Origin of the sequence: Mesorhizobium sp. B2-3-15 (genome assembly GCF_006442875.1) — a bacterium.
Lineage (GTDB): Bacteria > Pseudomonadota > Alphaproteobacteria > Rhizobiales > Rhizobiaceae > Mesorhizobium > Mesorhizobium australicum.
This window is the reverse complement of record NZ_VFVO01000008.1, coordinates 44,722-59,411: the sequence shown is the minus strand read 5'-3', so window position 1 is coordinate 59,411 and position 14,690 is coordinate 44,722. Positions and strand designations below refer to the sequence as shown.

The window sequence follows — 14,690 nt, the reverse complement described above, 5'->3', positions numbered from 1 at the left end:
CCGCCGCGATCGTCATTCTTGGGTCGCTCCTAGGCCGCATCCGCTGTTTCGATCTCATCAAACAACGCGTCGTCGGGCGCAGCGGTCTCCTCGAACGCGGCGGCGTCGACACTGGCCTTGCCCATGGCGCTCCCAGCCATGCCGGCCAGTAGCGCCATGCGTTCTTCGAAAAACGCCTCGAAGTTGTCCGCACGCAGGTGCTGCACCGGAATCAGATGCGTCTTGAGGATTGCATCCAGCTCCAGCGACGAAATCTTGTGATCCTGCTCGATCCGCTTCAGGTAGACGGAGGGGGCATCGCCCCGGACGATGTATCTGTTTGTGGCTGCCGACAACGGCGTCTTGTTCACGATGGAATCGTATTGTTCGATAGCCTTGCCCTGGCTACGGCACCATGATTGCGGAAAGATGTGATGGATATCGACCGCTTCGTTCCAGAGCGTCATCAGGTCGAAAGGTTTCCCTGAAACGAAGTCGCGGCAGCCTTCCCGCATCAAAAGGGCATGAAAGCCCTTGTAGGCAGCTGATTGGCGACGCCGCAAACGTACCAGCTTGTTCGATACGAACGTGACGTCCTGGAAAATGGTCGGCGCGGACTGGTTATGCTCCAGCCAACCGATCAGTTGAGGCACGTCGCGTGCAATCTTGGTTTCCGTTCCGCCGCCATAATGCTCGCCCAAGACGCCAGCCCAGAACCATTTCGCAAGGTTGGCGCGTATGGTGGCATTGTTGACCAATGTAGTTCCAATGCTTGCGAATAGTGCGGCCAACGCAACAACCTGCGGCGGATACGGAAGATCACGCTGATAGACGATGTTCTGCTCGGCGAGGAATTTTCCCGCCTCTATGAACCCAGCTTCAATGCGGTCCGCATAATGCTGATAGGCTCCAAGCGGTAACGCCAGCAGGGCGTCTCGCTTGCACGTGATCTGCGGCAGCTGAATGCCTGGAATAGGATTAGCCTCACGCTGCCGACGCACTTCCATGGTGTGCAGCAAAGTGCAGGCCTGGAGGAAGTCCGTGCTTGCCAGCTTCGCGAAGACACCATCGGGCTTTGTATTGCCGCGGATGCGCCCGAGGCGCCCATGTTGCGACTTGGTTCCCCACCAGTCTTCGCGAAGGTCAAAACCTTCGCCCGTCCCCGCGAAGATCGCCGTAACGAGTTCGAACGCATCAAGTTTGACCCCGCCGACATTGACTTTTTCAAATATGGTGCAGACGGCTTCGCGTCCATTGTCCTTGGTGAGCTTGATGATGGGCATTTCGTAGCGTTGAATTCGATCGAGTATCTGCCGATCGAAAGCCTTGTCCGTCTCGTAGATATTGACGTCTTGCGCCCTCCAATAGTCGCGCCATCCGTACACCCAGTCCTTTTCGTCGAAACATCGGTTCAGCGGAAACATGTGCTGTTCGAACTCAAGGGCAGGGGTGGAAACGTCGAGGTCGATTTCCCGCGCAAAGGCCTTCATTCGAATACGGCTCGACGGAACTGTTTCAATCGCGTCTTCAAAATCGCCGTCGGCCAGAGCCTTCTTGAGATTGAGATAAAAGTAGCGTTCGACGATTTCCGACTGGGCATTCTTCACCCTCGCAGGCCGATCCGAATAGACCGACTGATAGAGCGAGGTCATTCGTTGCTGACCATCCAGCAGAAGCGCTTCGGGATTTCCGCCGTCAGTCTTCGTCCCCTCGACTGGTCGGAACTTGAAGTTCACCGATCCACCGCGCTCGAGCGTCAGAAGGGCACCGACGGGATAACCTTTCGCGATGCTGGCCAGGAGACTCACCACCGCATCTTCGTTCCAGACATATCCGCGCTGGAAATCAGGTAGCTGAAGTTTGCCGTCATTCACCTGCTCCAATAGCGTTTTGAGCGTTTGCTTGGTACTGTCAAACACTGTGTTTTTCCCCTTTGGCGACCATCAGCGCGTCGATCAATTTCTTCCATTCCTCCTCTAAGGCGAAGGCGTCGCGGAACTCGGCGAAGCCCCAGCGGCCGAAGGTGCCGATATTGTTGACACCCGGCACCCAAAGCGAATCCATGGTCTCGGCCTTGATTTGCGCGTCGACCCCGCGGAACCCCTTGATCTCGACAACCAGCTGCAGCGGATCGTCGGGACCGTGCCCATCGTCGATCCGGACGATAAAGTCCGGCAGGTAGCGCCGCGTGGTCGAGCCAAGGCGGTATGGCACCTCGAAGCCGAGCGCCTGGTTTTTGACGTAGGAGAGCGTCCCCGGATGTGTTTCCACGACCCGGGCGAACTCAGCCTCCCAGTCGGAATCGCAGACGACGTAGTTGATGTGCGACTTGTCCGGCGCGGTCTTCCAGAGGTTGGTCTTGGTCGTGTTGAAGGCGACGAAGTTCGTCGTGCCGGCCGGGTTGTAGGGATCGAGCATCGCCTTGACGACGGAAGCACCCTCCGCGCCGGCTTCGCGTACGATACCGCTGTAAATCAGGTTCGCGGCCTTCTCCGCCAGCTCCGCATAGGTAAGCATGCCGATCCTGGTTCCACCGACCGTCTTGACGTACTCGCGAAGCCATCGGCGTGTGACCGGCTGAACCTGGCTAAACAGGTGGTAGGGCGGATCCTGGTCGCCGTCGCGGAAGTAGAGCTCGATCAATCGCTTGGTCAGGTGCATGCTGACGGTGTTGGGGGGCATGTCGTCGAGCGCCGCCGGGGACATGTCGATGCCTTCACCGACCAGCCCCTCGAGCCGCACGCTGGTCGGTCCGACCATTTCCGGAGTGAGGGTCAGCGTCGAATCCTGCGAGAAGGAGGCCGAGATGCGGTCGGGCGGCAGTTCCGTGCGGTATCCTGCAACCCGCGGGAATCGGATGGCGAGCCGGTCCCGCTCCTTCATTGCCTGCACGCGGGTAATCTTCTTTGGCGGGATACGAACGACTTTCTGCGGCTCCGTCGCGAAGTCGAACGGAATGCCCATGATGTCGGCATATTCGGTGTTGAACAGGCCTTGTGCGTTGAGCTCGTAGGACTGGCGGCGTAGGCCGCGCCCGATCACCTGTTCGCAGAGCAACTGGGTGCCGAAGGCGCGCACGCCGAGAATGTGGGTCACCGTGTTGGTGTCCCAACCTTCGGTCAGCATCGAGACGGAGACGACGCAGCGGATCTTCTCGCCAAGGCGGCCCTTCTGGCCAACCGTGTTCATCACCTCGCGCAGCAGCTCGGAGTCCGAAATGCTTCCGGCCGCCGCTCCCTCTCGTTCCTGCTTCTCGCGCCGGAACAGGTCGATTTCGGCTTCGGCCATCTGGCGGAAATTCGGGTCCAGAGCCTCGCCGGATTCAAGCTGCTCGGAATCGATCAGCAACGTGTTCATGCGGGGCAGGGGCTCGCCCGTGCGTTCGTCGAAGTTCCGGAACAGGTCGAGGTGGCCCGTGTGGATGGTTTGGATCTCGCCTTCGCGCTGGCGCTGCCATCCGGCGATCCACTCAAAGACAAGCTTCGAACTCGCCGTGTTGTTGCAGACCACGATGAACACGGGCGGCACGTCGATTGGGACGCGTTCCCAGTCCTCGTACGTCTCCTTGTAATGGCTATAAAGCGAATGGAGGGCCGTCTGAAGCTCACTTGGCAAACTTAGAGGATCCAGGTCCCCGGACTTGCCAGCGCCCTTCTTCGGCATCTTCTTGCCGATGTGATCCCAGAGGTTTCGGTAGATCGGCGTGGGCGCGTTGACCGCGTTGTCCGCGACTGGCACCCGGGGCAGCTTGACGATGCCACATTCGATCGCGTCGACGAGGGAGAAGTCCGACACGACCCACGGAAACAGCGTTCCCTCGTCGTAGCCCGAGCCGCGCAGGAAGAAGGGTGTCGCCGACAAGTCGTAGACACCGCGAAGACCGACCTTGCGCTTCAGGGATTCGATGCCGGAAATCCAGAGGCGCGCGGCCTCGTTATTCTTCTTCGCCTCCTCCTTGTCCTCGCCCTTGGCTTCAGCCTCCTCGTCCGTGCCCGGCCGCTCGCGGTAACAATGATGCGCCTCGTCATTGATGACGACGATGTTCTTGAGGGGAAGGAGCTCGCCGCACGCGCGCTGCAGCATCTCGCCCTCGGTTTCCTGTTTCTCGATTGGGGCGCCCGTGCGTCCCTGCATGAGGCGTTCGCCGACGGGATTGAGGTCATGCGCCTTGCGGCGCTGGAAGGCGTGGTAGTTAGTGATGACGATCTTTGCCTTGCCGAGATCAAATATCATGTCCGGCGGCACCAACTCGCGCGTGACATAATAGTTGTCGGGGTCCGAGGGCAGGAGGACGCGAAGCCGGTCGCGTATCGTGATCCCGGGGGCAACGAAGAGAAAACCGCGAGAGAACAGGCTCGAATTTGGCTGGCGGGCGGCATTGATCGCCTGCCAGGCGATCAACATTGCCATGACGGTCGTCTTGCCGGCCCCTGTCGCCAGCTTGAGCGCTAGCCGGAACAGTTCGGGATTCGAATCCCTGTTTGCCGCATCGAGAGACCTGAAGATGTGGGCATACTGTTTTCGGTTTCGGGCGACCTCGGTCAGCCAAATGACCGTCTCGGTTGCCTCAACCTGACAGAAGAACGGCTGCTGATTGGAAAACTTGTGATGCCGCCAATGCTGGAGCAGTCGCTGGGTTGTGGGCGTCACACCCCAATCGGAAGGATTCGGAATGGCGCGCCAAGATTCCAGATGCCGCCGTAACTCGTTGACCAGCGCATTCGGGGAATACTTGCCGGCTTCGTGCCCAGCCTCATCCAGATCGAGCGCCCGCTGTGCGGCCGTCGCCTTCGAACGTTTCCCGCGCGGCACGGGAACAAGGTACTTCGACGTCCTCCTTCCGTCGATAGGCGGCAGGTCCAAAGGCTGCCCCTCGTCATCAAGCGCATGATGACGGGTCGGCGGCAGATATGGAGAATTCAGGATAGGTTCTGAATAGAATGGCTTGGTCATGTTCCCCCCGGAACGATTCCCTCGGACAATGGACGCCAATCTCCTCGCGATCAACCGCCGCGACTGTTTCGTGACTTATGCCAGGGGTGGCGAATTGACGCGAATGCAACACAATCGGACGAGGCTGATCTCATCCATTCAAATCAAGGCTCTGATCAAGAAGCGATTGTGAGAGTACGTCAGGTGCGTATGCTATTAATATACTAGACAACTTCCGTGGGAAGCAGTTCATTGAGTTGGGCTTGATTCGGGGGGTGTAATTGTCGTCATGAATTTTGAGCGAGGCCCGTCATCGGACGGCGCCGGCGTACGTGTATCGTCTACCCACCGCTTTCTCAACGAGCTCCTTACACAAAGTGGACTTGAGGCGCCCGATGGTCGCCCGTTGCATCGCTACCGTATCAGTGATGCTCAGTATCGTTGTGGTCTTGATCTGGTACAGAGGAACTCTGCACTCTTAGACCCTAAGAACCGCCCGCTTTGCGCAATTTTCGCGCTCGTCACGTCTGAATGGTTCCGGAGGCAGGCCGACACTTTATGGCGGCGCTGGCAGGATGTTGGGGTGGTGCCGGTGACGATTTCAGTCAGCGAACGGAATGACATCGCTCTCGCCGGGCTTCGCTGGTGGGGCCTGAAGCTCATCGTAACCGAAGGACCCCATCGTACCCGCAACGAGTATTTGATGACGCTCGCCCGCAATGGCGGGCTTCCGTCGACGCTGCTGGTGGGCGAGCGGGCAAATGCTGTGCGCGCCTACTTCGAGAATGTCATGGCGGACTCGCTCGCGTTACCTTGGCCTTCCGCCCACGCCGACTACCTGACCATCGCACGTAGGCATGCAGAAGGTTTGCCGGTCAGCTACCAGGACGACGGCATTCTCGACTTAGCTGCGGAGCTCATTGCAGGATTGATCGAGTGCCGTCGCGCCTTGCCAAAGGACCAGCTGAACAACAATCCGGCTGGTTGGCTCGATGCTCATGCAAAAGGCTGGCGCGAGAGCCTTCCGATCTATCTTCCCGAAGACCAGGCGGCATGCAGTCGGCTGTTCAACGACCTGCTGACCGTTGAGCCAAAGTCTCGCAGTGGGGGCATCGGCCTCAGGCGCCTGCTCGCACGCGATCCGGAGGGCAGATGGCGTGAAGGATTCGTCGTTCACGCGGACGGCCCGCTCCAGTTCGATGCACTGCGCGATCAACAAGAGGGCCGATTCCGCGCCTATTTCGCAGGAAGCGCCGCGCGGCTGACCTCACGGGAATTCGCACTGATCTACCGCTCGGAGACTGACTCCAAGGGGAGGTTCGAGGTAACGTCACAGGCGCTCGGCCATCCTGGGTTCGTTGGCCCCTTTGCTTTCTCGGAAATGGCAACGGTCGCGCTCTCGCGAGAAGGCCGGACGCTGCCAGCCGTCTGCTGGCCAGGCGGCCGCGCCGTCGCTTCCGCATGCCACGTGCTAAGGTCAACTGAGAGGGAGGACCGCCTCGAGCTCGTTGGTACCGGATCTGTCCGCTCGACCGCCGAATTGCTCCATGTGTGGGTTTCGGGACAATCGAGGGTGCTGGGCCACGACGGCGGTGGCGTAGAGCGGCTATGGCAATCCGACGGGCGGGCGCTCTGGCGCGTCGACGGCATGGCGCTCGTCGAGACCGAAGAGGGAGAGCGCTATCGTGTGCAGGCCGGAGCCTCGTCGGACGACGAGCGACGGCTCGATTTGGAGACAATCTTCGTTTCTGGTTTGTCCTTCGAAGACGGATCAATTCAACCTGTGGCCGCACCTCTGCGGCCGCGAACTCGCGGGAGCGGCGGTGAACCGCGCTTGCGCTTTCTCAGAGACGGGCGTGAGGTCAATGCTCGAGGAGCCGCGGAAGGCCTCGTTACCGTTCAATGGCTCGATGACGAAGGATTCCTTATCGAGCGGGCTCGGGTTCTCGCCCTGCCTCTGGGCTTTAGTCTGGAGGGCCGCATTGAGGCCGGGGGCGCGCGCGTGTTTTGGCAAGGGTTGCAGGGCTGGCAAGTCGCGGCAGTCGATGCGTCTGGCACGTTGCTCGAGGCCGAACGCCTCGATGCTGGTTTCGTCGCGCCATGGCAGGGACAACCTACTGCGCAACTGCCCATCAGGTTGATCGATCCGTATGGATCTGCGGTCATGGCCATGTTGGACCTGGCGGCTAACGAGACCGTCCTCGTCGACGCATCAGGCAGGATCCGCAAGGACGCGCCAGAATTATCGCTTGCCAATTTGCGCGGAGCCGTTCTCCTCACCGGTCGGGCGGTGACGATCGATCTCGATTTGCGAGGAGCGGCGAGTGCGCGCGCTTTGATCGCCCGCCGTGTCGAAGGCGAGACGCCAATGATCAAGTTTGGTGCGCTGGCCGAAAGCCTGCTGGGCCTGTCGGCCGAACGTGGCCCCAGCGTGGTGATCAGGGACGATCGCAATCGGCCGCTATGCACCATCCGCCGTAGTCAAACCGTGCCGTTCGTCAATGACGGCAAGGCCCTCTTCGCGAGTTTGGCTGCAGATGCGTTCGCAGTGGCAAGGTCACTCCTCCATCCTGAAACGGAGCTGGCCCTCACCCAGATCGGCTCCGGACTATTCCAGCTGCCAACCCAGCCGGATGGCCCGTATCTCGTGTATTGCCGTAAAGGCGACGCAGTTGTGACACGTCCCTGGCTGATTGACGCTCCTGTAGGCGGTGGCAGCTCTGCGACCACAACGCGCCTGCAGGCGAATTCATTGATCTCAAAGGAAGACGAACGGCGACTGGCAATCCAGGAGGAGCTTTCGAGCATTGCCGATCGGACGGCATCTAGCGCGGAGCTCTCTCACCTTATCCGTGTTGTCGCGTCGCTTAAGGGGCTCAGTCCGCGAGCGCTCGACCTCACGCGGGAGTTGCCTTCCTGTCCCAAGCTGTTGTGTCGTTTGCTGTTGGCCGCGAGCCCCGAAAGACTAGAGGCAATCCTGACGCTGGAACGCGATCTGCCGTTCCTCTGGATGGCCTTGCCTGTGGACGCATGGAAACTAGCCGCAGGCGCCGAATGGGATCGCGCTATGCAGGAATTGTCGACTGTGTTCGATTCCGCCCAAGCGTCGAAACAAGCCACGATGCAGATGCAGAAGCGATTTGAAACCCTGGCTGAGCGCACCTTGTGGTTTGCCGGTGTGTCACGTTCAATCGGCATTGGAAAGACGTTGCCTCAAGACCTTCGGTCCGTGGCCCAGAATTATGTCCGCCTTCGCCACGACCAAGTGGACGATCTGCCACGCAGCCTTGCTGAATACGCTGCTCGACTGGGCGCCCCAGCCGGGCTCCAGGGCTTCGATTACAATCACTTCCCGATGCTACTGATGCCGCTTTGTCTCGCCGGCATTGCTTGCGGAAAACTGGAGATGACGCCGGATGTGGCGGCAGGCCTCCGCAACGCGCTGGACTTCGATAGCACCTACATCGCGACAGCTTACCCTCATTGCCTCGAGTTCCTTTCCAAATGACCATCAGGCCCTTCGAGACCCTAAGCCGCTTGCGCCAGCGCATGGCGGAAGCCGTGATAGCCCAATCAGGTCTGCGGCATTCGGCGTTGACGGCTCATCTAAGAGAAACGCTGCCCAACCCGCACCATGAAGGCGCGCTCATACCGCCACCCGTTCTGGAAGGCGCCTTTCCATTCGTCACAGCCGACGAGACGCTGGCGGCACTGTCTGGGAGACTTCTCGATGAGCGAACTGTCGCAGCTCTTGCCGGAGACAACAGCGGCGAAGGCTATTCCTTTCCGCAGAAGCGCTTTCCCTATCAGCATCAACTTGAGGCGTGGCGCGTACTAGGAGATCCGAAACCAAGGAGCGCCATCATCTCCGCAGGTACGGGCTCGGGCAAGACCGAATGCTTCTTCGTCCCTATGCTCGACAGCCTCTACAGGAGAAGGGCGCGTGTGAGTGGTGTCGAAGCCATCATGCTTTACCCGCTCAACGCATTGATCGCCAGCCAACAGGAACGCCTCGACGCCTGGACGAAGCCGGCCAATGGCGCCATCCGCTACTGCCTATATAACGGCAACTTGCGTGAGAAGCTGAAGGCAAACGAACAACGAGAGGCATTGTCGCGCGCGCCGCAGAATGTGCCGGACCGCCAGGCGCTTCGCAGAGATCCGCCACCACTTCTCGTGACGAACCTCACGATGCTTGAGTACATGCTCGTCCGCCCGCAGGACAGGCCAATTTTGGAAGCATCTCGCGGTCGACTGAAATGGATCGTGCTGGACGAGGCCCATACACTAGTCGGCTCGGCGGCAGCAGAAGTTGCGTTGCTCTTACGTCGAGTCATGGAAGCCTTCGAGGTCGACCCCACGACGGTCCGTTTCGTTGCCACTTCGGCGACGATCGGCCAGGGCGCCGATGTTGAAGATAAATTGCGCCGCTTCCTTGCAAACATAGGCGGCATTCAGCTCGACCAAGTGACCATGATCACGGGACATCGCCGGCTTCCGCGCCGTCCAGGAACAGGTGGCGTCGCGCCAAAAGTGGCCGAGCTCGGGACGATGTCTCCGCAAGCTCTCTTCGACGCGCTAGGCAGCCACAATCCTGTGTGGTCGTTGGTGGAAGGGCTTAAGGATCGATCGGTTCCAGCGGCAGAGCTCGAACGATTGGCCGGCGCGATCGGGGTGAATGGCGAAACACTGGCAATGGCGCTCGCGCGCGCCCAGAATGCAAATGGAGAAACATTGGCGCCTCTGCGCGTCCATTCCTTCCATCGCGCCTCACCTGGCCTTTGGTCCTGCACCAATCCAGATTGTCCCGCCAAAATGGGTGAAGGATGGTCGGCCGGAAGGATTCTTTACGAGCGTGAAGAAACCTGTCCGTCATGCCGTATGCCCGTCGCCGAACTGTTCACATGCAACGAGTGCGGCGAAGCCTTCATGATTGCCGAGGAGAAAGGCGATCGCCTAACTCCGCCACGCAATCTGCCGCCCTCTGACGAGTTCCTTTTCGAAGCGATCCGCGAAGTCGAAGATGATGGGGAGTTTGAGGCTATCGAGGAGGTGTCCGCGTTAGACATGCCGTCGGTTCGTCACTGTTTTTCGCTGCAAGATGCAGGTCTGCTACCCCTTTTCATAGACAAGGCGACTGGCCGTTCGGCGGATTCGGGCGGTGAGGGCCGTTACCGTCTAACATCTCATGGCGATGGAACGGGACCTTGCCCCTCCTGCAGCGCCAGAAACAAGTCAGGTGACAAGCTCTATCCTTTCCGCTTTGGCGCTCCTTTCATCATTGGCAACGCGGCTCCAATGCTGCTTGCGGCCATGCCTCCTGCCGATAAGGTGGTCGTACCTCTTCTGCCGCAAACACCCCCGGACCTTCCAGCCAGCGGGCGCCAACTCATCAGCTTTACCGACAGCCGCCAGGGAACCGCTCGCATGGCCGCCCGCCTGCAGATCGAGTCGGAGCGAGCTTTCGTCCGCTCGTTCATCTACCAGGCCGTTCAGCTGAAGGCTGCGGGTGACGGGGAGACCGAGAAAACGATAGAACTTCGAGGGAACATAGCTCGGGTCAAGGATCGCGAGGGATGGCAGGACGACGCCTTATTCGCATCCCTCGTGGCTGGCTGGGAGAAGGAGCTTGCGCAGCAGTCTGGCGACGTGACTATCAGCTGGCCCGACCTTCGCGCGAGCTTGGCTGACCGGATTGAGATACGAGAATGGCTGCCGCAGGTCTGGGGTGATCGCGCTGACATCTTCAAGGCCTCCGGGTCGTCGCCTGCTTCGCAGTTGGCGAACGCGCTCCTGCTGCGTGAACTGCTGCGACGTCCACGCATGGCGAACACGCCTGAGACCATGGGGCTGGCGCGGCTCCTCTATCCAACGGTCGAGAGGATTGTAGACGCCCCGCGCGGATTCCTGCAACGAGGCGCCACGCTTGAGGATTGGAAGGCCTGGCTTGGCAGCATTTTGGTATTTGCCGTGCGGTCACCGTTTGCTGTCGCCGTGTCACGTGATCTTCTCCGTTGGATTGCGCGCAAGGGATTTCCGAAGAAACTCTCGTCGCCAGGCCTTGAGCCGGCGAGAAGACAACAGGCCTGGCCACGTGCTTCCACGTCGGCGAAAATCCCTCAGGTAGTTGAGTTGCTTCGCCTGGGCCTTGGTCTCAATCCGGGTTCGAAGGAAGACCGGATTGAGATGAACGATTGGCTGGAGAAAGCGTGGAACCAGCTCCTTCCACTCTTCCCGGCGAATGAAAGCGGCGAGCGCGCCCTGGATTTTGACCTGCTACAGATTGCGCCGCTCAAGAACGCGTTTCTCTGTCCCATCACGCGACGTATCGTCGACGTCGCACCTTTCGGGCTGACCCCGTATGCTCACATTGCAAGGGATCGCGCCGAGCCTGTTACGTTGCCGTCCTGTCCTGTTGACGGGGACGAGGCGATCCGCCGCGCATTCACGGAAAACGACACGACTGTTGCGAAGCTGCGGGCGCGAGGTCTCTGGACGGACCTCCACGACCGCATCGCGCTATTCTCGCCCTATGCGCGATCCGCCGAACATTCGGCTCAGCTGTCGCCGGCACGGTTGCGTCGCTACGAGGCACGGTTCAAAGCCGGAGAGATCAATTTCCTAAATTGCTCGACGACGATGGAGATGGGTGTCGACATCGGCTCGGTGAACGGCGTCATGATGACCAACGTCCCGCCCTCGATCGCCAACTATCGACAGCGCGTCGGCCGTGCTGGACGGCGCGGTCAGCCTCTATCGCTCGCCTTCACGTTTGCGAAGGATAGACCGCTGGATCGTGAGGCTTTCCGAGATCCTGCGGCCTATCTGAAGCGCGAAATCGCGGCGCCCAGAGTAGCGCTGGACAGCCGACCTATCGTGCTGCGCCACGTGGGAGCCTTCTTTCTCGGTCGCTTCCTAGAGGCAAATAGCGGCAACGCCCTGAAAATGGCTGCTGGCGATTTCTTCGGCTGTCCTGAGGTGCCACGCGCCGCTCGCGCCTTGAAGGCGGAACGGCCCGTCGCGCGGTTTCTAGATTGGCTAGGGTTGGCTACGACCGCAAATGACAGCGAAGCCGCGCTCCATCGCCTTGTGCGCGGCACCGTGCTGGACGGGCGGCAGGACCTGGCGGAGCTCACCGCCGAAGCCATGGCAGGCGTGGAATCCGAGTTCGCCGACGAGTGGCGAGCGCTTCAGGAACAATTGCCGGGGGCGACGGAAATCGGTGCTGCGAAATCCCTTGAACTCCATCTGAAACGCTTGTGCGGCGAGTTCCTGCTGTCTGATCTCGCAGATCGAGGATTTCTGCCTGGGCATGGCTTTCCAAACAACATTGTTTCTTTCGAGCTTGGCGGTTCTCTCCCTGACGAGGATGTGCCGGATGGCAGAATCGGCCAGCGTCACGGCGGACCGAAGCGACCGCTCGACATCGCCATCCGTGACTACGCTCCGGGTTCCGAAACGGTGGTCGACGGGCAAGTCTACCGCGTTGGCGGGGTTACGCTGAATTGGCATCGCCCTTCAAGCGAACAGGGCGTGCGTGAGATTCAGGCGTTGCGCTGGGCTACACGTTGCGCACATTGCGGCGATTCATGGACAGGTGCCGGCTCGTGGCCCGAACAGTGCCGGACTTGCGCGGACGCGGCGATTAAAGTCGACCACTACCTGAAGCCAGCCGGCTTTCTTCGGGACAGCCATGTCGAGACGCATGCCGATATCGACCAAGTCGCCTATGTACGACCCGAGCCGCCGCGCATTTCGGCCGGATCCGCCCGATGGGAAGCCCTGACCAAGCCGACCGCTGGGCGTTTGAGGCTCAACCGTCGCGGAACCGTATACTACCATACGAAAGGGCCGGGATCGCAACCCTCTGGCTATGGGCTATGCCTATATTGCGGCCGCATGGAGCCGATGAAGCTAGGCGAAATGGTGTGCTCGGGGCTTGATGACCATAAGCCGCTTCGCTCGCCGGAGAATTTCATGGAGCCCTGCGAGGGAAACGAAAAGCCGTTCACCATCAAGACTGGCCTGCATCTGGGTTATGAGATTCACACGGATGTTCTGGAACTGCAACCGGCAGCAACACCTGACATTGGTGCGGCAAATGCGCTCGCGATCGCCATGCGCGAAGCGCTGGCGCGGCACCTGGGAATCGAGCCGGACGAGATGGGTTACGGCATTGGCGCATCGCGCAATGCCATGACCAGCACCACGCTTTCCATCTTCCTCTACGACCGGGCTGCGGGAGGCGCAGGCTATGTGGTGCGCGCTGCAGACGACATCCGTGCGATCTTGAAGAGTGCTCGCGCGATACTCGACTGTCCGCGCAAGTGTACCCATGCCTGCTCATCTTGCGTCCTCGTCTCCGATGCGCCGGAGAAAGAGGAGGAACTCGACCGAAAGAAGGCCATTACCTTTATGGATGCGCATCTTTGCCTTCCGGACATGATCAGCCCAGAGGACGCTTTCGCACAGCGCGCCGACATCTCCGGGCGACCGCTCGCGGAGATCGACGAATGGCTGAACGGTCGCGGCCAATCGAAACTCTTTTTCTGGGCGCAGTTGCGCGATTTGGCAGCACTGGAGGATTGGCCCCCGACCTCTCTGTTCCGGCGCTGGGCAGGCAACGGCCGGGCAGTCACGCTCATTCTTCCAAGAGGCACTGTCGACGCACTCGACGCGTCTCAACTTCTTTATCTCCGGGATTACAGTTCGAGGCACCACGTTATTATCGCAGAGGGGGATGCCGTACGCTTTAGCAATGGTGGCATCTTGTTTGCCTATGCGACGGATGGGCAGGGCGGTCATGCCTGGGCGAGCCGGGACGACGCGATCCAAATGGTTGCACCCGACTGGGGCGCCAGCCACAGTCTTCCCATTGCACGCGCGCCCCTTGAACTCGAGCCTAGGCTAGCGACGGTCAGCCCAGAAAGGTTGGCGCCGAAGAGCGGCGCCGCAGTGGTCATCCTTGATCGAACCCTTGACGGCCCAATCAGTGCCTTCGGCGAGAAGATGTCGAAAGCTATCCGCAAGGCCGCAGCTGATTGCGGTGTCTCGGCGAAGGAACGGCCTGTCCAAGTTTCCTATCGTGATCGCTTCGCGCGGTCACCGTTAGTTCTTCGTCTCCTCGTTGATACCGTGTCAGTTCTCACCGGAGGCGAGACGATACCTCTGTCGATCGAGACCGCATCGGACAAGGACTCGGGGTTTTCGCGGAATCAGGTCGCCTCTGACATCACCGACAACGACATGTTGGACGCTTTTGCCGGAGCCTATGGCGACCGTCGGAATCTCGACGTCAAGCTGACAGTTGGCCAGCCGCCCCACAAGCGAAGTCTGATCCTCGTGTACGAGTCAGGCCGGAAGCTGATTGTTGATCTTGACCAGGGATTCGGCTGGCTGCTTTACGAAGGCCTCGACCGAAGCTTCGACGCAGGCGCAGCACCGCAGGTCGCGGCAAGCCGCATCGCCAATTTGTCAGGGAGACTCCGTCGTCGGCATGATCATGACAGCCAGATGGTGGTGTGGCGATCTTAGGCGAAGTTTGCCTACTGCGTCCGCCTTTGCTGCAGCGCGCATGCGCCAACAGCGGTCATCGACTGCAGCGACGATCAAATGCGTGTATGCCAGGGCCGAAAGCTGTTAGTCCGCTATTGGGTCAGGACTACAAATAAGCTGCCGCCTGGTCGGGGTCTCCGAATCCGCAGAGCTGTCCAGCAAGCACAATCCCTCGAATCACGCCGTGCGTCATTCCCATGGCGGCTGGACGGTCCCGACCCAGA

General features: G+C 60.2%; 4 protein-coding genes. 2 read left to right on the top strand and 2 right to left on the bottom strand.

Annotated elements, in window-relative coordinates; all coding sequences use genetic code 11:
- Positions 1–29: 29 nt before the first annotated feature.
- Both FJ954_RS17385 and FJ954_RS17380 read right to left on the bottom strand, forming a co-directional pair.
- Complete coding sequence (locus FJ954_RS17385) at positions 30–1,898, bottom strand: DUF262 domain-containing protein (RefSeq protein WP_140662123.1); 1,869 nt, start codon at positions 1,896–1,898, stop codon at positions 30–32.
- Positions 1,891–4,932, bottom strand: coding sequence for a DEAD/DEAH box helicase family protein (locus FJ954_RS17380; RefSeq protein ID WP_140662122.1), 3,042 nt, complete (start codon positions 4,930–4,932; stop codon positions 1,891–1,893). The genes FJ954_RS17385 and FJ954_RS17380 overlap by 8 nt, the downstream gene beginning before the upstream one ends.
- A gap of 268 nt (positions 4,933–5,200) precedes the next feature.
- On the opposite strand from FJ954_RS17380, the gene FJ954_RS17375 reads away from it, so the two are divergent.
- Together FJ954_RS17375 and FJ954_RS17370 are read left to right on the top strand one after the other, a co-directional pair.
- Positions 5,201–8,419, top strand: a complete 3,219-nt coding sequence (locus FJ954_RS17375) for an STY4851/ECs_5259 family protein (RefSeq protein WP_140662121.1) — start codon at positions 5,201–5,203, stop codon at positions 8,417–8,419.
- On the top strand, positions 8,416–14,445 hold the full coding sequence (locus FJ954_RS17370) for a DEAD/DEAH box helicase (protein ID WP_140662120.1): 6,030 nt from the start codon (positions 8,416–8,418) through the stop codon (positions 14,443–14,445). Before FJ954_RS17375 ends, FJ954_RS17370 begins: the two co-directional genes overlap by 4 nt.
- Positions 14,446–14,690 lie beyond the last annotated feature (245 nt).